Origin of the sequence: Streptomyces sp. Ag109_O5-10, from assembly GCF_900105755.1 — a bacterium.
Classification (GTDB): domain Bacteria; phylum Actinomycetota; class Actinomycetes; order Streptomycetales; family Streptomycetaceae; genus Streptomyces.
On the sequence record NZ_FNTQ01000001.1, the window covers coordinates 7,832,398 to 7,859,244 of the forward strand.

Below are 26,847 nucleotides of genomic sequence, written 5' to 3' on the forward strand. Positions count from 1 at the left end.
TCACCGAGCAGGAGAAGAAAACGATGATCTTCGGGCGATCTGAGCGTGGCAAGCCCCCGGTCGAGCCCGTCACGCTCAAGATCCTCGTGGCCGGCGGCTTCGGCGTGGGCAAGACGACCCTGGTCGGCGCGGTCAGCGAGATCCGGCCGTTGCGCACCGAGGAACTGCTCACCGAGGCCGGGCGACCGGTCGACGACACCTCCGGCGTCGAGGGCAAGCACACCACCACCGTCGCCATGGACTTCGGCCGCATCACCCTGCGCGAGGACCTGGTGCTGTACCTGTTCGGCACGCCCGGCCAGGAACGGTTCTGGTTCATGTGGGACGAGCTGTCCGAAGGCGCGCTGGGAGCCGTGGTACTCGCCGACACGCGCCGCCTGGAGGACTGCTTCGCCGCCGTCGACTACTTCGAGAGGCGTTCCATACCCTTCCTCGTCGGCGTCAACTGCTTCGAGGGCGCGTCCCGTTACCCGGTGGAGTCCGTCCGCAAGGCGCTCGATCTCGACCCGGACGTGCCGGTCGTGCTCTGCGACGCCCGGGATCGCGCGTCGGTCAAGGAGGTGCTCATCGGCGTCGTCCGGCATGCGATGGCGTACGCGGCGGCGCACCGGCAGACCGTCACCACCTGAACGGCGGCGGCACGGCCCGTACCCTCGCCGACCGGGGTACGGGCCGTGGTCCGGGGGGTGGTTACTCGCCGTCCTCCAGCCAGCCGAAGCTCTTCTCCACCGCCTTGCGCCAGTTCGCGTACTCCCGTTCGCGTACCGGTGCCGTCATCGTGGGCGTCCACTCCATGTCCTGCTGCCAGTGCGACCTGAGCTCGTCCAGGTCGTTCCACACGCCGGTCGCCAGGCCGGCCGCGTAGGCGGCGCCCAGACAGGTCGTCTCGGAGACCCGGGGCCGGATCACCGGTACCCCGAGGACGTCGGCCTGGTGCTGCATCAGGAGGTTGTTCTTCGTCATGCCGCCGTCGACCTTCAGGGTGGTGATCGGCACCCCCGAGTCCTGGTACATCGCGTCCACGACCTCCCGTGTCTGCCAGCTCGTCGCCTCCAGGACCGCACGGGCGAGGTGCGCCTTGGTGACGTAGCGGGTCAGCCCGGTGACGACCCCGCGCGCGTCGGAGCGCCAGTAGGGCGCGAACAGGCCGGAGAAGGCGGGCACGATGTAGGCGCCGCCGTTGTCGTCGACGCTCGCCGCCAGTGTCTCGATCTCGTCGGCGGTGCGGATGATGCCGAGCTGGTCGCGGAACCACTGGACGAGCGCGCCCGTTATGGCGATCGAACCCTCCAGGCAGTACACCGGCGCCTCGGTGCCGATCCGGTAGCCCATCGTCGTCAGCAGCCCGCTCTTGGACGGCACCGGCCGGTTGCCGGTGTTGAGCAGCAGGAAGCTGCCCGTCCCGTAGGTGTTCTTCGCCGTGCCGACGTCGTAGCAGGCCTGCCCGAAGACCGCCGCCTGCTGGTCGCCGAGGGCGGACGCCACCGGGACCCCGGCGAGCTGCCCGACGGCGGTGCCGTACACCTCGGCGGACGACCTGATCTCGGGGAGCACGGCCTCGGGGATGTTCATCGCGGCGAGGATGGCGGGGTCCCACTGGAGGGTCTCCAGGTTCATCAGCATGGTGCGCCCGGCGTTGGTGACGTCGGTGACGTGGCGGCCGCCGTCGGTGCCGCCGGTGAGGTTCCAGATGAGCCAGGAGTCGATGGTCCCGAAGGCGATCTCGCCGCGCTCGGCCCGGTCCCGCAGCCCTGGCACGCTGTCGAGCAGCCAGGCCGCCTTGGGGCCGGAGAAGTAGCTGGCCAGGGGCAGACCGGTCTGCTCGCGGAAGCGGTCCTGGCCGTCGCTGCCGCCGAGTTCACGGCACAGGGCCGCGGTACGGGTGTCCTGCCAGACGATCGCGTTGTGCACGGGCTTGCCGGTGGCGCGGTCCCACAGCACGGTCGTCTCGCGCTGGTTGGTGATGCCCAGCGCGCTCAGCTGGTCCGGGCGCAGCCCCGCGCCCGCGAGCGCCCCGGCCACCACGGCCTGCACCTTGGACCAGATCTCGGTGGCGTCGTGCTCCACCCAGCCCGGCTTGGGGAAGATCTGGCGGTGCTCGCGCTGGTCGACGGCGACGATCGCGCCGCCGTGGTCGAAGATGATGCAGCGGCTCGACGTGGTGCCCTGGTCGATTGCGGCGACGTACTTCTCGGCGGTGTCCGTCATGGCTACCCCTTGGTCGCTGGGTCGGAAGGCTTCGTGGGTGGGAGGGCCGCGCGGAGCCGCGGGCGCGTCGGGCCGGGGGACGGCGCGGGCCCGGGACGTCCGCGCCGAGTCAGAAGGCCGCGTTGTAGATCAGGCCCGCGAGCGCCCCGCCGATCAGGGGCCCGACGACCGGTATCCAGGCGTAACCCCAGTCCGAGGTGCCCTTGTTGGGGATCGGCAGGAAGGTGTGCACCAGGCGCGGGCCGAGGTCGCGCGTCGGGTTGATGGCGTAGCCGGTGGGGCCGCCGAGCGACAGCCCGATGCCGACGACCAGCAGCGAGACGATCAGCACGGTGGTGCCGGACTCGCCGAGCCCCTTGGTCAGCCCGAACGCAAGGATCGGCAGGACCAGCGCGATCGTCGCGATGATCTCGGTGACGAGGTTGGCGACCGGGTTCCGGATCTCCGGGATGGTGGAGAAGATGCCGAGTGTCGGCGTCGGCTCCTCGCCCGACTCCTCGTCGGGCACGTTGGCCTGGAACTGGGCCAGGTAGACCAGGTACGTCAGGACGGCGCCGAGCATCGCGCCGACGAACTGTCCGAGCAGGTAGACCCAGACCTTGCCCCACTTCCCGGTGTCGACGGCGATGCCGATGGTGACCGCGGGGTTCAGCTGCCCGCCGGAGAGCGGAGCGGCCGTGTAGGCGCCGGCGAGGACACCGAATCCCCAGCCGAACGCGATGGCCACCCACCCCGCGGCCTGGGCCTTGGAGTGTCTCAGGGTGATCGCGGCGCAGACACCCGCGCCGAACAGGATCAGGATGGCCGTGCCGATGACTTCGCCGACGAAGATGTCTCCGTTGCTCATGGCGGCTCCTAGGGCGCTGGCCGGGGATCGACCCCGGCGCTTTGAGCAGAACCGGTTCCCTTGGCGACGTCAGCCGAAGGCAGGGAAGGTCCCGCGCCCCGCCCGGCGTCCATGACGAGCGTGCCGTAACGGCCGAATCGCCCATGGGAGAGGGAGCTTCGAGGCAGGAGCGGCTCATGGCGCAGTGCCTGAATACGCCGAGAATGTACGGCGATGTCGACCGACACCGGAAGTTTTCACCGGCACCCGGGGGGCGTCAAGGTCGCCGACGGCAACGATGACAGGCAACCGCCGGAGCGCACCTGTGGCCGGGGCGCGAACAGCTCGCCCTGCGCCGGCTGTGCCCCGGCGGACAGTGCGGCCGCGAGCTGGATTTCGGTCTCCACGCCCTCGACGGCCACCAGGGCGCCGAGCTCCTCGCGAGGAGCTCCGGTGCGGCGATCCCTCTTCATTTCGGTTCATTTCGGGGTGGTCACGCAGGTTGTGCACCTCTGCGGTCACATCCGCCCCGTCAGCGCACCGCTATCACGGACGATCCGTGCCCGAACAGCCCCTGGTTGGCCGTGATCCCCACGCGCGCGTGCGCCACCTGCCGGTCGCCCGCCGCGTCCCGCAACTGCCATGTCAGCTCGCAGACCTGGGCGATCGCCTGGGCCGGCACCGCCTCCCCGAAGGAGGCGAGCCCCCCGCTGGCGTTCACCGGTATGCGGCCGCCCGGTGCCGTCGCGCCCTCGCGCAGCAGCTTCGCCGCCTCGCCCTCCGCGCACAGCCCGAGATCCTCGTACCACTGCAACTCCAGCGCGGTGGACAGGTCGTACACCTCGGCGAGGGACAGTTCCTCGGGGCCGATGCCCGCCTCTTGGTAGGCGGCCCGCGCGATCGAGGCCCGGAAGGGCTCCGGGGGCGGCTCCACCGCCGCCGCGGAGTCCGTGGCGATGTCCGGCAGGTCCAGCACCGTGCTGGGATAGCGGGGCGTGACCGTGGACACGGCGCGGATCCGCACCGGCCGTGGTGCCCCGTGCCGGCGGGCGAACTCCAGGCTGGACAGCACCAGCGCGGCCCCGCCGTCGGAGGTGGCGCAGATGTCCAGCAGCCGCAGCGGATCGGCGACCACCTGGGACGCGGCGACCTCCTCTGCGGTGACCCGCCTGCGGTAGCGGGCGTACGGGTTGAGTGCTCCCAGGGCCGCGTTCTTGACCTTGACCAGGGCGAAGTCCTCGGGGGTGTCCCCGAACACCGCCATCCTGCGGCGCGCGTAGAGACCGAAGTACGTGGGGTTCGTCGCCCCCAGCAGCCGGAAGCGCAGCCAGTCGGGATCGTCGGGCCGGTCTCCTCCGGCGGGCCGGAAGAAACCCTTGGGCGCCGCGTCCGCGCCCACCACGAGCACCACGTCCGCGAGGCCCGCCAGGATCTGCGCCCGCGCCGCGGCGACCGCCTGGGCCCCGGACGCGCACGCCGCGTACACGCTCGCGACCCGCGCCCCCTGCCAGCCCAGCGCCCTGGCGAAGGTCGCGCCCGCCACATAGCCCGGATACCCGCCGCGCACCGTGTCCGCGCCCACGACCGAGCCGATGTCCCGCCATTCCAGTCCGGCGTCCGCGAGCGCCGCGCGGGCCGCCGCCGTTCCGTACTCGACGAAGCTCCGGCCCCACTTGCCCCACGGGTGCATGCCCACGCCGAGCACCGCCACGTCCGCCGTCATGCCGCCACCCCCGTCGGCCGCCAGTGCCAGGTCGTCCAGGCCGTCTCCGTGTCCTCACTCAGGACTCCGGGGACGACCTCGACCTCCATGCCCACCGCCAGATCGGCGACGGTGATCCCGGGAACCGCCTGCCCCAGCACCACGATCCGCTCGGGCTCCAGCTCCACAGCGATCAACGCGTACGGTTCCCACGGAAGTTCCGGATCGCTCACATAGGGTGACGGGGGACGGTACCTGCTGTCGGTGTACGACCAGATCCGCCCGCGCCGGGAGAGCGGGACCTCCTCCAGGTCGCCGCCCGCGCAGCCGGGGTTGCGGCAGTGGGCGTCCTCGCGCGGGAAGAAGACCGAGGCGCAGGCCGCACAGCGGGTTCCCAGCAGCCGGAAGCCGTCCCCCTCGCCCGTGAACCAGCCGTCGGCCGCCGGTGTGCGTCTACGCGACAAAGCTCCTCCAGGACACGAGATCTGACGGAACGTCAGAAGTGTGCCACGGGCGGCCGGGATTGGGCAGGCCGCGTCGGCGCCCCTCGGCCGGCCGCGCGTTTCCGGTTCCGGGGCCGCCACGTGTCGGTTCACTTCCGGAAGAGGGTGTTCCAGTGACCGTAAGACGCCGTACTCCTGATCGGATAAAGTCCGCGCGTGTCCGAAAATCAGCACCCAATTGCCAACTCTGCTCCGGGCTCGCACTGTTCGAGCTGCGGAGCGGCCTACGGAGAGGGAATCTCCGGCTGGCCCCGCACCTGCCCGGCCTGCGGCCATGTCGCCTACCGCAACCCGCTGCCGGTGGCGATCGCCCTCCAGCCCGTCTACGACACGAAGGGCACCGCCCTGGTCGTCATCACCCGCACCGTGGCGCCCGCCCGCGGCGGCACCGCGCTGCCCGGGGGCTACGTCGACGACCGCGAGGACTGGCGGCACGCCGTCGTCCGCGAACTCAAGGAGGAGACGGGCATCGACGCGGCCGCCCGCGACGTACGGCTCGTCGACGCCATGAGCTCGCCCGACGGGCACCTGCTGCTGTTCGGCCTCCTGCCGGAACGCCCGGCCGAAGGCCTCCCGCCGTCGGGCGCGACCGACGAGACCGACGGCTGGCACCTGCTGCGCCGCCCCGAGGAACTCGCCTTCCCTCTGCACAGCGTGGCCGTACGCGCGTGGTTCGAGGGCCGATACTGAGCCCGCCGGCTCAGCCCAGCCCTCTGACCCGGACGGGCCGGGACGGCTTGCTCACGCCGCTCTCGTCGTCGCGTCGGACCACCACCTGCCGGCCCTCCCAGCGGGCGACGTAACGCTCCATCTCCGGCTCCTCCCAGCCGTCGCCCGCGTCCGGCACGAACAGCCCGCCTCCGGTCCGCCCCCGGGCAGGCGCCCACACCTCAAGCCGCGTCCCGCCGTCCTCGTCCCGCACGGGCAGGACGGCACCCGCGCGCGCCAGCACCGGGATCCGCGACAGCGGGGCATCGACGAGCACCTGCCCGGGACCCTCGTAGGCCTGCTCGGTCACCGTGTCGTACCAGCGGCCCCGGGGCAGCTGCACCGCACGCCGGTCGGCGCCCGGATCCAGCACCGGAGCCACCAGCAGGGCGTCGCCCAGCAGGAACGCGTCCTCGCAGTCACGCAGCGCCCGGTCCTCCGGCGCCCCCCACCACACCGGCCGCACATACGGCGCTCCGGTCCGCCGGGCCAGCTGCGCCAGCGTCATGAAGTACGGCAGCAGACGCCGCCGTTCGACAAGCGCCACGCGCGCGTGCTCCAGCACCTCGCTCCCGAACTCCCACGGCTCCCGGCGCCCCGCCCCGATGCTCGCGTGCGTACGGAACAGCGGCAGGTACGCGCCCAGCTGGAACCAGCGCAGGAACAGCTCCGGCGACGGACTCCCGTCGTAACCGCCTACGTCCGGCCCTGAGTACGGCACTCCGCACAACCCGAGACCCAGCACCAGCGACAGGGACGCGCGCAGCCCCGGCCACCCGGTGGCGACGTCACCGGACCACGTGCCGCCATAGCGCTGCACACCGGCCCAGCCCGAGCGGGAGAACAGGAACGGCCGCTCCCCGGGCACGAGTCCGCGCAGACCCTCGTAGGCCGCCCGCGCCATGCAGAGCGCGTAGACGTTGTGCGCCTCCCGGTGGTCGCCGCCGCGCCCCTCCAGGGCGTGCCGCGCCGAGCGCGGCAGCGTCGACTCGCCGAACGCGGTGAAGGACGTCGGCTCGTTCATGTCGTGCCAGAACCCGGCGAACCCCAGCGCGAGGCGCTCCTCGTAAAGCCCGCCCCACCACGCGCGCACGCGCGCGTCCGTGAAGTCGGGGAAGACCGCCTCCCCGGGCCACACCACCCCCTCCACCGTCCGCCCCGACGGATCACGGACGAAGGCGTCGACCGCCGTCCCGCTGTCGTAGACCGGGTTGCCCGGCTCGGCCTTCACCGCGGGGTCGACGATCGACACCAGCCGGATCCCGTCCCGCCGCAACTCCTCCGCCAGCGTCGACAGCTTCGGGAAACGCTCTTGATCGACCGTGAACACCTGGTGGCCGTCGTAGTGGTCGATGTCCAGATGGACGGCGTCCAGCGGCAGACCGCGCTCCTGGTAACCGGCGACGATCCGCCGCACCTCCTGCTCACTGCCGAAACCCCAGCGCGCGTGGTGATGGCCCAGCGCCCACGCCGGCGGCAGCGCGGGCGCTCCCGTGAGCGAGGCCCACGTGTGCAGCACGCGCGCGGGGGTGCCCACCATCACCCAGCAGCGCAGCGGACCGCCGTCCATCCGCAGCTCACAGCGCCCGGTCCGGTCGTGCCCGGAACCGGCGCCCTCCTCGCCCTCCCGGAGCGTCACGGTCCCGTCCCAGGAACTGTCGTGGAACATCAGGTGCGCCGCCGCGTCCGCCACCACCAGCTGCACCGGCATCGTGACGTACAGCGGATCGTCACCGGGCCCGAAGGCACGGCCGGGATCGGTGTTCCACAACCGGTACGTGCCGTCTCGCAGCCGCGGCCCCGAAGCACGCCCGCCCAGCCCGAAGAACCGCGCGTCCGCGGCCACCTCCGAGCGCTGCACCCAGCGCGCCGCGCCCCCGCCCACCGGCTCCCACCAGCGCGGCGGCAGATCCCGCCGCAGCAGCACGCCACCCGGCGTGCACACCTCCACCGCGCCGTGCCGCGAGACACTCACCGTCACCCGCTCCGCCACGACCCGCCAGCCGCCGTCGGTGTCCGGTTCGAGAACCGCCCGCGGATCCGGCTCCGGACAGCGCCCCGCGAGCGCGTACGACGGTTCGGGCCCGGCCCCGTCCCAGCCCCAGAAGACGGCCCCGTTCACGGCGACCGTGATCCGCAGCTCGGACCGGCTGAACCGGATCACACCGCCCCCCGGCCCGGGCTCCGCGCCCTGCACCTGACCCGGAACCCGGGCCCGCTCCGCCCCCCGCGCGGGCAGCCCGGCGGCATCGATCCGCCTCCTGCGCCACGCGGCCCGTACGGTACGCAACCCCTGAGCCGCCTTGCTCGAACCGACCACTCTTACCGAACGCACCAGGCCACGACCGTCCATGCTGCTCACCCTGCCACTCGGCACTCCGCACCGGCGTGCCGTTCAACTGGCGTTCACCCGCGCCGGGACCACATCTTCACGACACGGACTATGTGGAGCGCACCCTGGTGCAGAAGTCGATCACATGGCATCGTCCCTGTCAGCCGCGTCACGCGCACACCCCAGCCCGTGCGCGTCCCACGCACACAAAGCGCAGAAGCCCGGGAGCCGCCCCATGTCGTCCGCGAACCCCCAGCCGCTCTGGCAGCCCGATCCGCAACGGATCGCCCAGGCACGCATCACCAGGTTCCAGTCCTGGGCGGCGGAACACCACCAGGCCCCGGCCGACGGCGGGTACCCGGCCCTGCACCGCTGGTCCGTCGACCACCTCGACACCTTCTGGAAGGCCGTCACGGAGTACTTCGACGTGCGGTTCTCGACCCCGTACACGCGCGTGCTCGGCGACCGCGCCATGCCCGGCGCCGAGTGGTTCCCCGGCGCGCGGCTGAACTACGCCGAGCACGCCCTGCGCGCCACCGCCGCCCGCGCGGACGAACCCGCCCTCCTGTACGTCGACGAGACCCACGAACCCCGCCCGGTCACCTGGGCGGAGCTGCGCCGCCAGGTGGGCTCCCTGGCCGCCGAACTCCGCGCCCTCGGCGTCCGCCCCGGCGACCGGGTCAGCGGCTACCTCCCGAACGTCCCGCAGGCCGTGGTCGCCCTGCTCGCCAGCGCCGCCGTGGGCGCCGTCTGGACCTCCTGCGCCCCCGACTTCGGCGCCCGCAGCGTCCTGGACCGCTTCCAGCAGGTCGAACCCGTCGTCCTGTTCACCGTCGACGGCTACCGCTACGGCGGCAAGGAACACGACCGACGCGAGATCGTCGCCGAACTCCGCCGTGACCTGCCCACCCTGCGCGCCGTCGTCCACATCCCGCTGCTCGGCACCCCCGCCCCCGAAGGGGCCCTGGACTGGTCGGCCCTGACCGCCGCCGACACCGAGCCGGAGTTCGAACAGGTCCCGTTCGACCACCCCCTGTGGGTGCTCTACTCCTCCGGCACTACCGGCCTGCCCAAGGCCATCGTCCAGTCCCAGGGCGGCATCCTGGTCGAACATCTCAAACAACTCGGCCTGCACTGCGACCTCGGCCCCGACGACCGCTTCTTCTGGTACACCTCGACCGGCTGGATGATGTGGAACTTCCTCGTCTCCGGCCTCCTCACCGGCACCACGATCGTCCTGTACGACGGCAGCCCCGGCTACCCCGACACCGGCGCCCAGTGGCGCGTCGCCGAACGCACCGGAGCCACCCTCTACGGCACCTCCGCCGCCTACGTGATGGCCTGCCGCAAGGCCGACGTGCACCCCGCCCGCGACCACGACCTCTCCCGGGTGAAGTGCGTCGCCACCACCGGGTCACCGCTGCCCCCCGACGGCTTCCGCTGGCTGCACGACGAGTTCACGGCGAGCGGGGCCGACCTCTGGATCGCCTCCGTCAGCGGCGGCACCGACGTCTGCTCCTGCTTCGCAGGCGCCGTGCCCACCCTCCCCGTCCACACCGGCGAACTGCAGGCCCCCGGCCTCGGCACCGACCTCCAGGCCTGGGACCCGGCAGGCCACCCCGTCATCGACGAAGTGGGCGAACTGGTCGTCACCAACCCCATGCCCTCCATGCCGATCCGCTTCTGGAACGACCCCGACGGCAGCCGCTACCACGAGAGCTACTTCGACACCTACCCCGGCGTCTGGCGCCACGGCGACTGGATCACCGTCACCGCCCGCGGCACGGTGATCATCCACGGCCGCTCCGACTCCACGCTCAACCGCCAGGGCGTAAGGATGGGCTCGGCCGACATCTACGAGGTCGTCGAGCGCCTCCCCGAGATCAAGGAGTCCCTCGTCATCGGGGTCGAACAGCCCGACGGCGGATACTGGATGCCCCTCTTCGTCCACCTCGCCCCCGGCGCGGTCCTCGACGAGGCCCTGCTGAGCCGTATCAAGCAGGCCATCCGCGAACAGCTCTCGCCCCGCCACGTCCCGGACGAGGTCATCGAGGTACCCGGCGTCCCGCACACCCTCACCGGAAAGCGCATCGAGGTCCCCGTCAAGCGCCTGCTCCAGGGCGCACCCCTGGAAAAGGCCGTCAACCCCGGCTCCATCGACAACCTCGACCTGCTGAGCTACTTCGAGGACCTCGCCCGCAAGCGCGCCTGACAGCCGCTCCGTGCCCGCTCGTCCGCCGTTGTCAGTGGTGCCGGTTACTGTGAGTGAGCATAGATCGACCGCACTCAGGGGGAACCATGGCGCACACCGACCACCGGACCATGCGACGCGTCCTGCGCCGCGAGATCGCCGGCACCATCGGCCTGCTGACCGACGAACACGACTTCCGCGCCATGCGGCGCTACCGCACCTTCACCTTCGACGACCACCTCACCTACCTCCGCCAGGTCGAAGCCCTCCTCAGGACCCGAGCCGCACAGGGCACCCACACCACCCTCGCCCTGTTCGACCCCGAGGAGTACGCCGAGTTCTGCACCGCGGCCGGCCTCGACCCCGACGACCCGGCCAGCCGCACCCGCTTCACCGCCCGACTCGCGGCCACCGGCCCCACCGTCCCCTACGACGGCCGACCCCTCACCGACCTCGTGCCCGCCCTCGTCGACGAGGCGGTACGACAGGCCACCTGGGAGTACGCCAGCACCCTCCTCGCCCGCCTCGGCCCCTGCCCCACCTGCGGCGAGGACGTCGGACGTGCCGCCTTCACCCGCGCCTCGCACCTCCTGACCCGCATCCTCGACACCGCCCCGGCAGGCAACCGGCACCTCGTGTGCAGCGTCTCCAGGCCACCGGAAACCCTCGTCACCGTCCTCCACGCCGACCGGAACAGCGACGGCACCACCCACCTCGACGAGGCCGAAGCCCTCGAATTCACCAGCGTGCTCGCCCTCGGCCTCGCCACCAACAGCCCCGGCGGACTCGTCATGCGCACCAGCGCCCCCGGCGTCCCCGACCGCGTCTACGGCTGGCGGCTGCGCGGCGACAACCTCGGCCCCCTCACCGCGGGCGAGGTCTTCGACGCCTACTGCACCGACGTCGAATCCGGAGACCTCATCTCACCGGAATCCGACGTCGACTACTGCGCGCCACCGGACCTGGGCGACCAGGACACGCCCTCCGGCCACCACCACTGAAACCACCGGGGGCGCCCCACCCGCAGGTGGAGCGCCCCCGGCAAGACACCGCAAAGACAGCCGGTCACGGCCGTGGCCGCCTACTCGCCGGACAGCACCGCCTGCGCCGCCACACGAGCCTCGTCCGCGCTGTCGGTGGCGCGCGCGGCCGCCGCGGCCCGCTCGCACTGGGCCAGCGTGTACTTGGCCAGCATCGCCCGGACGTAGGGAATCGACGCCGCGCCCATGGAGAGGGAGGTGACACCCAGACCCGTCAGCACACAGGCCAGCAGCGGATCCGACGCGGCCTCACCGCACACGCCGCAGCTCTTGCCCTCGGCCCGCGCCGCCTCCGCCGACATCGCGACCAGATCGAGCAGCGCCGGCTGCCACGGATCCTGCAGCCGCGACACCGCACCGACCTGACGGTCGGCGGCGAACGTGTACTGGGCCAGGTCGTTGGTTCCCAGCGACAGGAACTCGACCTCCTGGAGAACCGAGCGCGCCCGCAGCGCGGCCGACGGAATCTCCACCATCGCGCCGAACTTGGCCCGCAGCCCCGCCTCCCGGCAGGCGTCCGCGAACGCCTTCGCGTCGGCACGGTCCGCCACCATCGGCGCCATGACCTCAAGGTGGACGGGCAGCCCCTCGGCCGCCTTCGCCAAGGCCGTCAGCTGGGTGCGCAGCACCTCGGGGTGGTCGAGCAGCGCCCGCAGACCACGCACGCCCAGCGCCGGGTTCGGCTCGTCCGCCGGCGTCAGGAAGTCCAACGGCTTGTCCGCGCCCGCGTCCAGCACCCGCACGACGACCCGGCCCTCGGGGAACGCCTCCAGCACCTGCCGGTAGGCCTCGACCTGCTTCTCCTCGGAAGGAGCGCTCTTGCTGTCGTCGAGGAACAGGAACTCGGTACGGAACAGACCGACACCCTCGGCACCGGCCTCCACCGCGGCCGGCACGTCCGCCGGGCCGCCCACGTTGGCCAGCAGGGGCACCTTGTGCCCGTCGGCGGTCGCGCCCGGGCCGGTCGCGGCGGACAGCGCCGCCTTCCGCTCGGCCGCCGCCGCCGTCAGCGCGGCCTTCCGCTCCGCACTCGGGTTCACGAAGATGTCGCCGCTACTGCCGTCGACGGCAACCACGATGCCCTCGGCCAGTTCCCCGGCGCCCGGCAGCGCCACCACGGCAGGCACCCCGAGTGCCCGCGCGAGGATCGCGCTGTGGCTCGTCGGGCCGCCCTCCTCGGTCACGAAGCCCAGTACCAGAGCCGGGTCAAGCAGTGCCGTGTCCGCCGGCGCCAGATCCCGCGCGACCAGCACGTACGGCTCGTCACTGTCCGGGACACCCGGCATCGGCACGCCCAGCAGCCGGGCGACGATACGATTCCGCACATCGTCCAGGTCGGCCACCCGGCCGGCGAGGTACTCGCCCGCTCCGGCCAGCAGCTCGCGGTACGCGGCGAACGCGTCGTACACGGCACGCTCGGCGGTGCTGCCGACGGCGATCCTGCGGTCCACGTCGGACATCAGCTCGGGATCCTGCGCCATCATGGCCTGCGCCTCGAGCACCGCCTGCGCCTCGCCGCCGGCCAGATTGCCGCGCGCCATCAGGTCGGCCGCCACCGCATCCACGGCCTGACGGGCACGTCCCTGCTCCCGCTCCGCCTCTTCCGGGGGGATCTGCTTGGCAGGCGGCTCCAGAACCGCCGTTCCCATGTGCCGAACCTCGCCGATCGCCACACCGTGGCTCACACCGACGCCTCGCAGCGTTGTCTCCATCTCACCCGTCTCCGATAGTGCGGCGGGTCCCGCCGCCGCGGTGGTTGTCGTGGTTGCCGCCACTTCCGTTATTACGACAGGACGGCGGTGGGTCGGTCGTCGGTCCGGGACGAATCAGTTCCAGGCGAAGAGAGCGTCGCCGGACTTCACGTCACCGTCCTCACGGACGTCGGAGAGGGAGTCGGCGGTGGCTTCCAGAGCCACGACGGGGCAGACCGGGGACTTGCCGGCGGCCTCGACCTCGGCCGGGTTCCAGCGGATCACGGCCTGGCCGCGGGTCACGGTGTCGCCCTTGTTGACGAGCAGTTCGAAGCCCTGACCGTTGAGCTGCACGGTGTCGATACCGAGATGGGTGAGCACGCCGTGGCCGCTCTCGTCCACCACGACGAACGCGTGCGGGTGGAGGGAGACGACGACTCCGTCCACGGGCGCCACGACCTCGGAGGGCTCACGCGCGGGGTCGATGGCGGTACCCGGGCCGACCATGGCCCCGGCGAAGACCGGATCCGGCACTGCGGCCAGTCCGACGGCGCGTCCGGCGAGCGGGGACGTCACGGTGGTCATGGGAAGCCTCCCGGGAGTGGAGCTGTTCATGGCCGTCATTGCTTGTCCGGACGGCGCTGAGCAGCAGCGTATGTCAGATGAAGTGGCGGTTCCGCATGGAAGCTACCAGCTAGTGGTCTAGACCACCAACCTATTGGATTTGCGCGGCCTTCGAGGCCCCGTGTACAGTCGTACTCCTGCCTGGGGCCAAGCGGTGCGATAAAGCACTGCCACCCGGCAGCACCCAAACTTGTCAGATCCCAACTCGGGGTCGCCTTCCGCATGTCTGCGGGAAGGTGGTCAGAGGGCCGGAAAAACACTGATAGAGTTTGAAACACCGAAGGGAAGCCCGGAGGAAAGCCCGAGAGGGTGAGTACAAAGGAAGCGACCGTTCCTTGAGAACTCAACAGCGTGCCAAAAGTCAACGCCAGATATGTTGATACCCCGTCTCCGGCCGTCATGGCTGGGACGTGGTTCCTTTGAAGAATACACAGCGAGGACGCTGTGAACGGTCGGATCATTCCTCCGACTGTTCCGCTCTCGTGGTGTCGACCCGATTACGGGTAAACATTCACGGAGAGTTTGATCCTGGCTCAGGACGAACGCTGGCGGCGTGCTTAACACATGCAAGTCGAACGATGAACCACTTCGGTGGGGATTAGTGGCGAACGGGTGAGTAACACGTGGGCAATCTGCCCTTCACTCTGGGACAAGCCCTGGAAACGGGGTCTAATACCGGATATGAGCCTGGGAGGCATCTCCTGGGTTGTAAAGCTCCGGCGGTGAAGGATGAGCCCGCGGCCTATCAGCTTGTTGGTGAGGTAATGGCTCACCAAGGCGACGACGGGTAGCCGGCCTGAGAGGGCGACCGGCCACACTGGGACTGAGACACGGCCCAGACTCCTACGGGAGGCAGCAGTGGGGAATATTGCACAATGGGCGAAAGCCTGATGCAGCGACGCCGCGTGAGGGATGACGGCCTTCGGGTTGTAAACCTCTTTCAGCAGGGAAGAAGCGAGAGTGACGGTACCTGCAGAAGAAGCGCCGGCTAACTACGTGCCAGCAGCCGCGGTAATACGTAGGGCGCAAGCGTTGTCCGGAATTATTGGGCGTAAAGAGCTCGTAGGCGGCTTGTCACGTCGATTGTGAAAGCCCGAGGCTTAACCTCGGGTCTGCAGTCGATACGGGCTAGCTAGAGTGTGGTAGGGGAGATCGGAATTCCTGGTGTAGCGGTGAAATGCGCAGATATCAGGAGGAACACCGGTGGCGAAGGCGGATCTCTGGGCCATTACTGACGCTGAGGAGCGAAAGCGTGGGGAGCGAACAGGATTAGATACCCTGGTAGTCCACGCCGTAAACGGTGGGAACTAGGTGTTGGCGACATTCCACGTCGTCGGTGCCGCAGCTAACGCATTAAGTTCCCCGCCTGGGGAGTACGGCCGCAAGGCTAAAACTCAAAGGAATTGACGGGGGCCCGCACAAGCGGCGGAGCATGTGGCTTAATTCGACGCAACGCGAAGAACCTTACCAAGGCTTGACATACACCGGAAACGTCTGGAGACAGGCGCCCCCTTGTGGTCGGTGTACAGGTGGTGCATGGCTGTCGTCAGCTCGTGTCGTGAGATGTTGGGTTAAGTCCCGCAACGAGCGCAACCCTTGTCCCGTGTTGCCAGCAGGCCCTTGTGGTGCTGGGGACTCACGGGAGACCGCCGGGGTCAACTCGGAGGAAGGTGGGGACGACGTCAAGTCATCATGCCCCTTATGTCTTGGGCTGCACACGTGCTACAATGGCCGGTACAATGAGCTGCGATACCGTGAGGTGGAGCGAATCTCAAAAAGCCGGTCTCAGTTCGGATTGGGGTCTGCAACTCGACCCCATGAAGTCGGAGTCGCTAGTAATCGCAGATCAGCATTGCTGCGGTGAATACGTTCCCGGGCCTTGTACACACCGCCCGTCACGTCACGAAAGTCGGTAACACCCGAAGCCGGTGGCCCAACCCCTTGTGGGAGGGAGCTGTCGAAGGTGGGACTGGCGATTGGGACGAAGTCGTAACAAGGTAGCCGTACCGGAAGGTGCGGCTGGATCACCTCCTTTCTAAGGAGCATCTAGCTGCCGCAAGGCAGCCAGAGCCACTACGTCGGCAAATGTCCGACGGTGGTCAGCTCATGGGTGGAACGTTGACTACTCGGCCAGGTTTTCGGGTCGGAGGCTGCTAGTACTGCTCGTCAGAGCGTGGAACGCATGATCTCCGGACGGGAGTTGGCCGGGCACGCTGTTGGGTGTCTGAGGGAATGATGTTCCTTCAGTCGCCGGCCCCGGTGAAGCATCGCGTAAGCGGTGTGTGACGGGTGGCTGGTCGTTGTTTGAGAACTGCACAGTGGACGCGAGCATCTGTGGCCAAGTTTTTAAGGGCGCACGGTGGATGCCTTGGCACCAGGAACCGATGAAGGACGTGGGAGGCCGCGATAGTCCCCGGGGAGTCGTCAACCAGGCTTTGATCCGGGGGTTTCCGAATGGGGAAACCCGGCAGTCGTCATGGGCTGTCACCCGCTGCTGAACTCATAGGCAGTGTGGAGGGAACGAGGGGAAGTGAAACATCTCAGTACCCTCAGGAAGAGAAAACAACCGTGATTCCGGGAGTAGTGGCGAGCGAAACCGGATGAGGCCAAACCGTATGCGTGTGAGACCCGGCAGGGGTTGCGTATACGGGGTTGTGGGATCTCTCTTTTGCAGTCTGCCGGCTGTGAGACGAGTCAGAAACCGTTGATGTAGGCGAAGGACATGCGAAAGGTCCGGCGTAGAGGGTAAGACCCCCGTAGCTGAAACATTGACGGCTCGTTTGAGAGACACCCAAGTAGCACGGGGCCCGAGAAATCCCGTGTGAATCTGGCGGGACCACCCGCTAAGCCTAAATATTCCCTGGTGACCGATAGCGGATAGTACCGTGAGGGAATGGTGAAAAGTACCCCGGGAGGGGAGTGAAATAGTACCTGAAACCGTGTGCCTACAAGCCGTGGGAGCATCCTTGTGGTGTGACTGCGTGCCTTTTGAAGAATGAGCCTGCGAGTTTGCGGTGTGTTGCGAGGTTAACCCGTGTGGGGTAGCCGTAGCGAAAGCGAGTCCGAATAGGGCGTTGGAGTAGCACGCTCAAGACCCGAAGCGGAGTGATCTAGCCATGGGCAGGTTGAAGCGGAGGTAAGACTTCGTGGAGGACCGAACCCACCAGGGTTGAAAACCTGGGGGATGACCTGTGGTTAGGGGTGAAAGGCCAATCAAACTCCGTGATAGCTGGTTCTCCCCGAAATGCATTTAGGTGCAGCGTCGTGTGTTTCTTGCCGGAGGTAGAGCACTGGATAGGCGATGGGCCCTACCGGGTTACTGACCTTAGCCAAACTCCGAATGCCGGTAAGTGAGAGCGCGGCAGTGAGACTGTGGGGGATAAGCTCCATGGTCGAGAGGGAAACAGCCCAGAGCATCGACTAAGGCCCCTAAGCGTACGCTAAGTGGGAAAGGATGTGGAGTCGCAGAGACAACCAGGAGGTTGGCTTAGAAGCAGCCACCCTTGAAAGAGTGCGTAATAGCTCACTGGTCTAGTGATTCCGCGCCGACAATGTAGCGGGGCTCAAGCGTACCGCCGAAGTCGTGTCATTCCAGAATATAGGGCCAACGCCTTCTGGGATGGGTAGGGGAGCGTCGTCTGCCGGGTGAAGCAGCACCGGAAGGTAGTTGTGGACGGTTGACGAGTGAGAATGCAGGCATGAGTAGCGATTCACACGTGGGAAACGTGTGCGCCGATTGACTAAGGGTTCCTGGGTCAAGCTGATCTGCCCAGGGTAAGTCGGGACCTAAGGCGAGGCCGACAGGCGTAGTCGATGGATAACCGGTTGATATTCCGGTACCCGCTGTGAAGCGTCAAACATCGAACCGAGCGATGCTAAGTCCGTGAAGCCGCCCTGATCTCTTCGGAGTTGAGGGGAGTGGTGGAGCCGACGGACCAGACTTGTAGTAGGTGAGTGATGGGGTGACGCAGGAAGGTAGTCCAGCCCGGGCGGTGGTTGTCCCGGGGTAAGGGTGTAGGCCGTGCGGTAGGTAAATCCGTCGCACTTTAAGGCTGAGACCTGATGCCGAGCCGATTGTGGTGAAGTGGATGATCCTATGCTGTCGAGAAAAGCCTCTAGCGAGTTTCATGGCGGCCCGTACCCTAAACCGACTCAGGTGGTCAGGTAGAGAATACCGAGGCGTTCGGGTGAACTATGGTTAAGGAACTCGGCAAAATGCCCCCGTAACTTCGGGAGAAGGGGGGCCACGCTTGGTGAGAGGACTTGCTCCTCGAGCTGGGGGTGGCCGCAGAGACCAGCGAGAAGCGACTGTTTACTAAAAACACAGGTCCGTGCGAAGCCGTAAGGCGATGTATACGGACTGACGCCTGCCCGGTGCTGGAACGTTAAGGGGACCGGTTAGCTCACTTTCGGGTGGGCGAAGCTGAGAACTTAAGCGCCAGTAAACGGCGGTGGTAACTATAACCATCCTAAGGTAGCGAAATTCCTTGTCGGGTAAGTTCCGACCTGCACGAATGGCGTAACGACTTCTCGACTGTCTCAACCATAGGCCCGGTGAAATTGCACTACGAGTAAAGATGCTCGTTTCGCGCAGCAGGACGGAAAGACCCCGGGACCTTTACTACAGTTTGATATTGGTGTTCGGTTCGGCTTGTGTAGGATAGCTGGGAGACTTTGAAGCGGCCACGCCAGTGGTTGTGGAGTCGTCGTTGAAATACCAGTCTGGTCGTGCTGGATGTCTAACCTGGGTCCGTGATCCGGATCAGGGACAGTGTCTGATGGGTAGTTTAACTGGGGCGGTTGCCTCCTAAAGAGTAACGGAGGCGCCCAAAGGTTCCCTCAGCCTGGTTGGCAATCAGGTGTTGAGTGTAAGTGCACAAGGGAGCTTGACTGTGAGACCGACGGGTCGAGCAGGGACGAAAGTCGGGACTAGTGATCCGGCGGTGGCTTGTGGAAGCGCCGTCGCTCAACGGATAAAAGGTACCCCGGGGATAACAGGCTGATCTTCCCCAAGAGTCCATATCGACGGGATGGTTTGGCACCTCGATGTCGGCTCGTCGCATCCTGGGGCTGGAGTCGGTCCCAAGGGTTGGGCTGTTCGCCCATTAAAGCGGTACGCGAGCTGGGTTTAGAACGTCGTGAGACAGTTCGGTCCCTATCCGCTGTGCGCGTAGGAGTCTTGAGAAGGGCTGTCCCTAGTACGAGAGGACCGGGACGGACGAACCTCTGGTGTGCCAGTTGTTCTGCCAAGGGCATGGCTGGTTGGCTACGTTCGGGAGGGATAACCGCTGAAAGCATCTAAGCGGGAAGCCTGCTTCGAGATGAGGACTCCCACCCACTTGATGGGGTAAGGCTCCCAGTAGACGACTGGGTTGATAGGCCGGATCTGGAAGCCAGGTAACTGGTGGAGGTGACCGGTACTAATAGGCCGAGGGCTTGTCCTCAGTTGCTCGCGTCCACTGTGTTAGTTCTGAGGCAACGACCGTGTTTTTTCCGGTCTGACTTCATAGTGTTTCGGTGGTCATAGCGTGAGGGAAACGCCCGGTTACATTCCGAACCCGGAAGCTAAGCCTCACAGCGCCGATGGTACTGCAGGGGGGACCCTGTGGGAGAGTAGGACACCGCCGAACTCCCTTTAGAGCTCTGGCTCTTGGGCAACTAGCCCAAGAGCCAGAGCTTTTTTGCGTTGAGGTAGGGTCAGGGAGCAAAGTTGGCTCGTTTCCCACCACAGGAGGCCCCCGGGTGGAGGTACAGGAGACGCGTGTCCAGACGGACCGTGTCCTCACCATCCCGAACATCCTCAGCATGGCGCGTCTGGTCGGCGTACCCGTCTTCCTGTGGTTGATCCTCAGGCCCGAGTTCGGCGGGCCCAAGAGCGACGGCTGGGCCCTGCTGGTGCTGCTCTTCAGCGGCGTCAGCGACTACCTGGACGGCAAACTCGCCCGGCGCTGGAACCAGATCAGCAGCCTCGGCCGGCTACTGGACCCCGCGGCGGACCGGCTCTACGTGCTGTCGACGCTGCTCGGCCTCACCTGGCGCGAGATTCTGCCCCTCTGGCTGACAGCGGTGCTGCTGCTGCGTGAGCTGGTTCTGCTGGTGATGGTGGGAATCCTCCGCCGGCACGGCTATCCGCCACCCCAGGTGAACTTCCTGGGCAAGGCCGCGACCTTCAATCTGATGTACGCGTTCCCGCTGCTCCTGCTCAGTGACGGAAGCGGTTGGATCTCGTCACTCGCTGCTGTTTTCGGATGGGCGTTCGCTGGATGGGGTACAACGCTCTATTGGTGGGCAGGAGTGCTCTACGTAGTGCAAGTCCGCCGCCTGGTTCGCGCGGACGCCACAGCCGATTGAGCTCGGCGATTGTCCGGCCCCAGTGGCCCTCGCTTGGCTTCGATGGCCCGCGGCGGAAAAGTGCGGGACAATCTGACGGGTGAAGTCGGCTAGACCGTCATCTCTTAGAGGAGGACGCTTCCGACATGAAGGCCGTCGTGATGGCCGGTGGTGAAGGCACACGCCTTCGCCCCATGACCTCCAGCATGCCCAAGCCACTCCTTCCGGTCGTCAACCGGCCGATCATGGAGCACGTGCTGCGGCTGCTCAAAAGGCATGGGCTCACCGAGACCGTCGTCACTGTGCAGTTCCTGGCATCGCTGGTCAAGAACTACTTCGGGGACGGCGAGGAGCTCGGTATGGAGCTCACTTATGCCAACGAGGAGAAGCCACTCGGTACAGCCGGAAGCGTCAAGAACGCCGAAGAGGCGTTGAAGGACGATGCCTTCCTCGTCATCTCCGGCGATGCGCTGACCGACTTCGACCTCACCGAACTGATCAACTTCCACAAGGCAAAGGGAGCGCTCGTCACGGTCTGCCTGACGCGTGTGCCCAATCCGCTGGAATTCGGTATCACCATCGTCGACGAAGAGGGCAAGGTCGAGCGCTTCCTCGAGAAGCCGACCTGGGGCCAGGTCTTCTCCGACACGGTGAACACGGGCATCTATGTCATGGAGCCCGAGGTATTCGACTACGTCGAGGCCGACGTTCCCGTCGACTGGTCCGGTGACGTCTTCCCCCAGCTGATGAAGGAAGGCAAGCCCATCTACGGCTATGTCGCCGAGGGCTACTGGGAGGACGTCGGCACCCACGAGTCGTACGTGAAGGCGCAGGCCGACGTCCTGGAGGGCAAGGTCGACGTCGACATCGACGGCTTCGAGATATCTCCGGGCGTATGGGTCGCCGAGGGTGCCGAGGTACACGCGGACGCCGATCTGCGCGGGCCGTTGTACATCGGTGACTACGCCAAGGTGGAGGCCGGCGCGGAACTCCGGGAACACACCGTCGTCGGATCCAACGTCGTCGTGAAAAGCGGCGCCTTCCTGCACCGGGCCGTCGTCCACGACAACGTGTACGTCGGGCAGCACAGCAATCTGCGGGGCTGTGTCGTCGGCAAGAACACCGACATCATGCGGGCCGCGCGGATCGAGGACGGCGCGGTCATCGGTGACGAGTGCCTGATCGGTGAAGAATCGATCGTTCAGGGCAATGTCCGGGTCTATCCCTTCAAGACCATCGAGGCCGGCGCCTTCGTCAACACGTCGGTGATCTGGGAGTCCCGGGGACAGGCCCACCTGTTCGGCGCCCGGGGCGTCTCCGGGATCCTGAACGTCGAGATCACCCCGGAACTGGCCGTACGGCTGGCCGGCGCGTACGCGACCACCCTGAAGAAGGGGTCCACCGTCACGACGGCCCGTGACCACTCCCGTGGTGCCCGTGCGCTCAAGCGGGCGGTGATCTCCGCGCTCCAGGCGAGTGCCATCGACGTACGCGACCTGGAGAACGTGCCGTTGCCCGTGGCCCGGCAGCAGACGGGGCGGGGAAGTGCCGGCGGGATCATGATCCGGACCTCGCCCGGGGTGCCGGACTCCGTCGACATCATGTTCTTCGACGGGCAGGGCGCCGACCTCTCCCAGGCCAGCCAGCGCAAGCTGGACCGCATCTTCGCTCGGCAGGAGTACCGGCGCGCGTTCCCCGGGGAGATCGGCGACCTCTACTTCCCGGCGAGCGTCTTCGACTCCTACACCGGGTCGCTGCTGCGGAACGTCGACACGACCGGGGTCGCCGAGTCGGGCCTCAAGGTCGTCGTGGACGCCTCCAACGGCAGCGCCGGACTCGTGCTGCCGAGCCTGCTCGGCAAGCTCGGTGTGGACTCGCTGACCATCAACCCCGGTCTGAACGAGGCGCGGCCCACGGAGACCGCCGACCAGCGGCGGGCCGGGCTGGTACGGCTCGGTGAGATCGTGGCGTCGTCCGGCGCCGCGTTCGGTGTGCGGTTCGACCCGGTGGGTGAGCGGCTGTCCCTGGTGGACGAGAAGGGCCGCATCATCGAGGACGACCGTGCGCTCCTGGTGATGCTCGACCTGGTCGCCGCCGAGCGGCGCAGCGGCCGGGTGGCGCTTCCGGTGACCACGACCAGGATCGCCGAGCAGGTGGCGGCGTACCACGGCACCCAGGTCGAGTGGACGACCACCTCTCCTGACGACCTCACGCGCGTGGGGCGCGAGGAAGGCACCATCTTCGGCGGTGACGGCAAGGGCGGGTTCATCGTCCCCGAGTTCAGCAGCGTCTACGACGGTACGGCCGCGTTCGTACGCCTGATCGGTCTGGTGGCGCGGACGCAGCTCACGCTCAGCCAGATCGACGCCCGGATCCCGAAGGCGCACGTCCTCAAGCGGGACCTGGCCACCCCGTGGGCTGTCAAGGGGCTGGTCATGCGGCGTGTCGTGGAGGCGGCCGGAGACCGGTTCGTGGACACGACCGACGGGGTGCGGGTCGTGGAGCCCGACGGGCGCTGGGTGATGGTGCTGCCCGACCCGGCGGAGGCGGTCACCCATCTGTGGGCCGAGGGGCCCGACGACGCGTCCGCGCAGGCTCTGTTGGACGAGTGGTCGGCGACGGTGGACAGCGCCGGACGGTAAAAAACCGCTGCACGCGTGCGTGCCGGACAGGTGTCCCCACGGGGGCCGGTCCGGCACGCCGGTGGGGCCGTTCGGAGGTACCCGCCGCAACGTGCGACGATGTGCGGCATGCCGCAGCAACCCCCCGTTCGGAGCAGCGCCGCCCGGCCGTCGCGCCCGGACGCCTCCATGTCGTTGATCACCAACGTCATGGACCACAGCCTCGACGACGGGTACGCCGAGGCGGCCGCCCGGAAGCGCGCCCGTGGGGAGGGCGGCGGCATGCCGAAGACCCTCCGGGCGAGGCTGGGCCTCGCCGGCGGTCTGGTGCTGGCGGCCCTGGTGGTGACCGTGGGAGCGGCGCAGGCGCGTGTGACGGCGCCCGTGGTGGCCAAGGAGCGTCAGGAGCTCATCGACAGGGTCGACCGGGAGACGGCGGCCGCCGACAAGCTGGAGACAGGTGTCGACAAGCTCCGGGACGACGTCAGCGCCCGCCAGCGTGACGCGCTGAAGGAGAGCGGCGGCAGCGGGCAGGCGGACCTGGTGGACGTCCTGTCGGGCGCCACGGCGGTGCACGGCCCCGGCGTGAAGCTGGTGGTGAACGACGCCAAGGAGGCCTCCTCGGGCGGCGGCGTCGACAATCCGAGGGAGACCTCCGGGTTCTCCGACACCGGCCGGGTGCGGGACCATGACCTGCAGCGCGTCGTGAACGGGCTGTGGGCCTCCGGCGCCGAGGCGGTCTCGATCAACGGGCAGCGGCTGACGGCCCTGTCCGCGATCAGGGCCGCGGGGGACGCGATACTTGTCGACAACAGGCCGCTGGTACCGCCGTACACGGTGCTGGCGGTGGGGGACGGGGAGAAGCTCGGCTCCAGGTTCCAGGACAGCCCCGACGGGCTGTACCTGCATGCCCTGGAGGAGAACTTCGACATCCGGGCGACCATCTCCACGGAGAGTGACGTCCGGTTGCCCGCCGCGCCCAGCGTGATCGTACGTACAGCACAGCCGTACACCGAGAAGACGGAGAAGGGCACATCGTGATCGCCGTACTTGGCCTCGTCGTGGGCGTCGTGGCCGGACTGTTGGTCCGGCCTGAGGTTCCGGCGGTCGTCGAGCCGTATCTGCCGATCGCCGTCGTCGCGGCGCTCGACGCCGTCTTCGGCGGTCTGCGGGCCATGCTGGACGGGATCTTCGACGACAAGGTCTTCGTGGTGTCGTTCCTGTCCAACGTGGTGGTGGCCGCGCTGATCGTCTTCCTCGGCGACAAGCTGGGAGTGGGCTCGCAGCTGTCCACGGGGGTCGTGGTGGTCCTCGGTATCCGCATCTTCTCCAACGCCGCGGCGATCCGACGGCACGTGTTCCGGGCGTGAGCGGCATGGGTGAGCACGAGAAGGAGCCGGAGCACCGGCTGCGCAGAGAACTCCCGGCCGAGGTTTCGCCCGCGGTGCCGGAGGCCGAGTCCGCCGCGCCGGCGCCGGAGGCCAAGGTGACCGGCCGGGAGAGGCTGTTCCAGGGGCTGTGGCCGCCACGCGTGAGCAGGGCCCAACTGATCGTCGCCGTGCTGTTGTTCGGGCTCGGGTTCGGGCTCGCCGTGCAGGTGGCGTCGAACAGCGACAGTGACAGCGCGCTGCGCGGGGCCCGTCAGGAAGATCTTGTCCGCATCCTCGATGAACTGGACGACCGTACTCAGCGTCTTGAGGACGAGAAGACAGGACTCGAAAAGCAGCGTCAGGAGTTGCAGAGCAGCTCCGACCAGGCGGCGGAGGCCCGCAGGCAGACGGCCGAGAAGGAGCGGCAACTCGGTATTCTCGCGGGCACCGTGGCGGCGCAGGGTCCTGGCATCACGATGACGGTCGACGACCCGAAGGGGACGGTACAGGCGGACATGCTGCTCGATGCGATCCAGGAACTGCGCGCGGCCGGTGCGGAGGCGATCCAGGTCGACGGGGTCCGGGTCGTCGCGGGCACCTATCTCACCGACTCCGGGAAGAGCGTGAGCGTCGACGGGAACAAGATCACCCAGCCCTACGTTTTCAAGGTGATCGGCAAGCCGCAGGACCTCGAACCGGCTCTGAACATCCCCGGAGGCGTGGTGCAGACCCTGGAGAAGGAGCAGGCGACTGTGACCGTCGAGCGATCCGCCAAGATCGTCGTGGATGCCTTGCGACCGGCGAAGCAGCCTGACTACGCTCGGTCGTCCTCGCAGTGAACCGGCGGTGCATGGGGGACATCCGGCGAGGGCATGAGGATGCGGGGGGTCGGCGCACCGGGAAACCGGTGCGTGGTGGAAACTGTCTGGTGGATACGGACGTTGTGTGGTTGTCCGGGTCGGCCGGTCTATTCAGTCAGGGTTCGTCCTGCCCCACGGGCGGGTCTGTTTCGGTCAAGGGGAATCGCCCGTGAAGTTGTTTGCGAAGTTGTTCGGCAAGAGCGCGCGAGAGGGTAGCGACAACGCGACCGCGCGCCATCGGGCACAGCCCGACGCGGAGGGCCAGCGCCCGCTGTTCCGGGACCAGGTGGCTGGTCCGGGGGGTGACATTTCGGGAGGTCAGGGCGCGCCGTCAGTTGACCCGTCCAGGTCCGGCGACATAGGTTTCGGGCAACCGTCAACCTCAGGTACGGGTGGAGGGTTCACCTCCGGCCCGTACGCGTCCAACGCCCCGGCGGGGCAGCCGCGGCAGGAGGATCCGTCCATGTCGGCCCTGGTTTGTACGAGGTGCGGTAACCGCAACGCGGAGAACGCCCGCTTCTGTTCCAACTGCGGAGCCCCGTTGCGTGCGGGCGCCGTCCCCGAGCGTGCGTCGGAGACGACGTCGACGATCTCGATCTCCGGCCTGGAGGCCTACGACGCCGAGGTCACCGGTCAGACCCAGATGCCGTCGCTCTCTCCCGAGGCGCAGGCGGCGGTCGACGCGCTGCCGCTCGGCTCCGCGCTGCTGGTCGTGCGCCGGGGCCCGAACTCGGGCAGCCGGTTCCTGCTGGACAGCGACCTGACCACGGCCGGCCGCCACCCGCAGAGCGACATCTTCCTGGACGACGTGACGGTCTCGCGCCGGCACGTGGAGTTCCGGCGGCAGCCGGACGGCTCGTTCACGGTGGCCGACGTCGGCAGCCTCAACGGCACGTACGTCAACCGGGAGCGCATCGACCAGGTCGCGCTGTCGAACGGTGACGAGGTCCAGATCGGCAAGTACCGGCTGGTCTTCTACGCGAGCCGGCAGGGCATCTGACCCTCCGGAGCTCGCCTGGGGGACCCCAGGGAAGAAGGTCCATGCTGCACACACCGAGCGGCGGTTCCGGTCACGGCACCGCCGCCACGGAATCCGGGCTGATGAGCATCGGCACGGTGCTGAACGTGCTGCGCGACGAGTTCCCCGAAGTCACCATCTCCAAGATCCGCTTCCTGGAGTCGGAGGGGCTCATCGAGCCGCGCCGTACCCCTTCCGGGTACCGGAAGTTCAGCGCCGGGGACGTGGAGCGTCTGGGACACGTCCTGCGGATGCAGCGGGACCACTATCTGCCGCTCAAGGTCATCCGGGAGTACCTGGAGGCCATGGAGCGCGGCGAGGCGGTACAGCCGCCCGTTCTGGGGCGGCAGCGGGACGGCGAGGCCGTGCCGATGGCTCCCGAGGCGCCGACGGTGGCGCGGATCGGCCGGGACGAGCTGCTAGCGGCCGCCGACATCGACGAGACGCGCCTCGCGGAGTGGGAGTCGTACGGACTGATCGCTCCGCTGGAGGACGGCGTGTACGACGCCGAGACGGTCACCGTGGCCTCGCTCGTGGCCGAGCTGGGGCGGTTCGGGATCGAGCCGCGCCATCTGCGGGCGATGAAGGCCGCCGCCGACCGGGAGGCCGGCCTGGTGGACCAGGTGGTGGCGCCGCTCAAGCGCCACCGCAATCCGCAGACCAGGGCCCATGCCGAGGCCCGTACGAAGGAGCTGGCGGCGCTCACCGTGAAGCTGCATGCCGCGCTGATGCAGACGGCGCTGGGGGTGCGGCTGCCGTGAGCACCACGACAGGACCCGGGCGGAGGCCGGATCGGGCGCGCGTTCCGGGCCCGACTACCCAA

The 26,847-nt window shown here is 68.0% G+C and carries 19 protein-coding genes and 3 rRNA genes; 14 read left to right on the forward strand and 8 right to left on the reverse strand.

Features of this window, described 5'->3' with window-relative positions; translation table 11 throughout:
• Positions 1-23: 23 nt before the first annotated feature.
• Positions 24-629 carry a GTP-binding protein gene (locus BLW82_RS35735; RefSeq protein WP_093505557.1) on the forward strand — a complete coding sequence of 202 codons (606 nt, stop codon included), beginning with the start codon at positions 24-26 and terminating at the stop codon, positions 627-629.
• A 61-nt stretch (positions 630-690) separates the two neighbouring features.
• Here BLW82_RS35735 and glpK read toward each other — a convergent pair whose 3' ends face one another.
• The 5 genes from glpK to BLW82_RS35760 all read right to left on the reverse strand — a co-directional run bounded on the left by glpK (position 691) and on the right by BLW82_RS35760 (position 5,200).
• Positions 691-2,208 (reverse strand): glycerol kinase GlpK, encoded by a 1,518-nt coding sequence (gene glpK / locus BLW82_RS35740; RefSeq protein WP_093505559.1) that lies wholly within the window; start codon positions 2,206-2,208, stop codon positions 691-693.
• 109 nt (positions 2,209-2,317) lie between these two features.
• Positions 2,318-3,055: an MIP/aquaporin family protein gene (locus tag BLW82_RS35745; RefSeq protein ID WP_093505561.1), complete on the reverse strand. Its 738-nt coding sequence runs from the start codon at positions 3,053-3,055 to the stop codon at positions 2,318-2,320.
• A gap of 236 nt (positions 3,056-3,291) precedes the next feature.
• Positions 3,292-3,507, reverse strand: coding sequence for an EAL domain-containing protein (locus BLW82_RS44695; RefSeq protein ID WP_093505563.1), 216 nt, complete (start codon positions 3,505-3,507; stop codon positions 3,292-3,294).
• A gap of 59 nt (positions 3,508-3,566) precedes the next feature.
• Positions 3,567-4,757 (reverse strand): lipid-transfer protein, encoded by a 1,191-nt coding sequence (locus tag BLW82_RS35755; RefSeq protein ID WP_093505565.1) that lies wholly within the window; start codon positions 4,755-4,757, stop codon positions 3,567-3,569.
• The gene (locus BLW82_RS35760; protein WP_093505567.1) at positions 4,754-5,200 is read right to left on the reverse strand and encodes a Zn-ribbon domain-containing OB-fold protein; all 447 of its coding nucleotides are present in this window, start codon (positions 5,198-5,200) and stop codon (positions 4,754-4,756) included. Before BLW82_RS35760 ends, BLW82_RS35755 begins: the two co-directional genes overlap by 4 nt.
• A gap of 195 nt (positions 5,201-5,395) precedes the next feature.
• Here BLW82_RS35760 and BLW82_RS35765 point away from each other — a divergent pair, with 195 nt between their 5' ends.
• On the forward strand, positions 5,396-5,929 hold the full coding sequence (locus BLW82_RS35765) for an NUDIX domain-containing protein (RefSeq protein ID WP_093505569.1): 534 nt from the start codon (positions 5,396-5,398) through the stop codon (positions 5,927-5,929).
• 10 nt (positions 5,930-5,939) lie between these two features.
• Here the strand turns inward: BLW82_RS35765 and BLW82_RS35770 are convergent, their stop codons facing one another.
• On the reverse strand, positions 5,940-8,300 hold the full coding sequence (locus tag BLW82_RS35770; RefSeq protein WP_093505571.1) for a glycoside hydrolase family 31 protein: 2,361 nt from the start codon (positions 8,298-8,300) through the stop codon (positions 5,940-5,942).
• Positions 8,301-8,514: 214 nt separating this feature from the next.
• Between BLW82_RS35770 and BLW82_RS35775 the strand changes: the two genes are divergently transcribed.
• Together BLW82_RS35775 and BLW82_RS35780 are read left to right on the forward strand one after the other, a co-directional pair.
• On the forward strand, positions 8,515-10,491 hold the full coding sequence (locus BLW82_RS35775) for an acetoacetate--CoA ligase (RefSeq protein ID WP_093505573.1): 1,977 nt from the start codon (positions 8,515-8,517) through the stop codon (positions 10,489-10,491).
• Between the two features lie 86 nt (positions 10,492-10,577).
• Complete coding sequence (locus tag BLW82_RS35780; RefSeq protein WP_093505575.1) at positions 10,578-11,471, forward strand: hypothetical protein; 894 nt, start codon at positions 10,578-10,580, stop codon at positions 11,469-11,471.
• 80 nt (positions 11,472-11,551) lie between these two features.
• On the opposite strand, the gene ptsP is transcribed toward BLW82_RS35780, so the two are convergent.
• Together ptsP and BLW82_RS35790 are read right to left on the reverse strand one after the other, a co-directional pair.
• Positions 11,552-13,222, reverse strand: a complete 1,671-nt coding sequence (ptsP, locus tag BLW82_RS35785; protein WP_093505577.1) for a phosphoenolpyruvate--protein phosphotransferase — start codon at positions 13,220-13,222, stop codon at positions 11,552-11,554.
• 114 nt (positions 13,223-13,336) lie between these two features.
• Positions 13,337-13,786, reverse strand: coding sequence for a PTS sugar transporter subunit IIA (locus BLW82_RS35790; RefSeq protein ID WP_093505579.1), 450 nt, complete (start codon positions 13,784-13,786; stop codon positions 13,337-13,339).
• Between the two features lie 549 nt (positions 13,787-14,335).
• On the opposite strand from BLW82_RS35790, the gene BLW82_RS35800 reads away from it, so the two are divergent.
• The 10 genes from BLW82_RS35800 to BLW82_RS35845 all read left to right on the forward strand — a co-directional run bounded on the left by BLW82_RS35800 (position 14,336) and on the right by BLW82_RS35845 (position 26,785).
• A 16S ribosomal RNA gene (locus BLW82_RS35800) occupies positions 14,336-15,860 on the forward strand.
• A 301-nt stretch (positions 15,861-16,161) separates the two neighbouring features.
• A 23S ribosomal RNA gene (locus tag BLW82_RS35805) occupies positions 16,162-19,269 on the forward strand.
• Positions 19,270-19,338: 69 nt separating this feature from the next.
• Positions 19,339-19,455, forward strand: a 5S ribosomal RNA gene (gene rrf / locus BLW82_RS35810).
• The 16S, 23S and 5S rRNA genes sit together here, the layout of an rRNA operon.
• Before the next feature lie 112 nt (positions 19,456-19,567).
• Positions 19,568-20,176 carry a cardiolipin synthase ClsA gene (locus tag BLW82_RS35815; RefSeq protein WP_093505582.1) on the forward strand — a complete coding sequence of 203 codons (609 nt, stop codon included), beginning with the start codon at positions 19,568-19,570 and terminating at the stop codon, positions 20,174-20,176.
• 125 nt (positions 20,177-20,301) lie between these two features.
• Complete coding sequence (locus BLW82_RS35820; protein ID WP_093505584.1) at positions 20,302-22,797, forward strand: mannose-1-phosphate guanyltransferase; 2,496 nt, start codon at positions 20,302-20,304, stop codon at positions 22,795-22,797.
• Positions 22,798-22,905: 108 nt separating this feature from the next.
• Positions 22,906-23,817, forward strand: coding sequence for a DUF881 domain-containing protein (locus tag BLW82_RS35825; protein WP_256216055.1), 912 nt, complete (start codon positions 22,906-22,908; stop codon positions 23,815-23,817).
• Complete coding sequence (locus BLW82_RS35830; RefSeq protein WP_046727248.1) at positions 23,814-24,146, forward strand: small basic family protein; 333 nt, start codon at positions 23,814-23,816, stop codon at positions 24,144-24,146. The genes BLW82_RS35825 and BLW82_RS35830 overlap by 4 nt, the downstream gene beginning before the upstream one ends.
• A gap of 5 nt (positions 24,147-24,151) precedes the next feature.
• Positions 24,152-24,985, forward strand: a complete 834-nt coding sequence (locus BLW82_RS35835; RefSeq protein ID WP_093505586.1) for a DUF881 domain-containing protein — start codon at positions 24,152-24,154, stop codon at positions 24,983-24,985.
• A gap of 190 nt (positions 24,986-25,175) precedes the next feature.
• Positions 25,176-26,006: an FHA domain-containing protein gene (locus BLW82_RS35840; protein ID WP_218162391.1), complete on the forward strand. Its 831-nt coding sequence runs from the start codon at positions 25,176-25,178 to the stop codon at positions 26,004-26,006.
• Between the two features lie 41 nt (positions 26,007-26,047).
• Positions 26,048-26,785, forward strand: coding sequence for a transcriptional regulator FtsR (locus tag BLW82_RS35845; RefSeq protein WP_093505589.1), 738 nt, complete (start codon positions 26,048-26,050; stop codon positions 26,783-26,785).
• Positions 26,786-26,847: the final 62 nt, after the last annotated feature.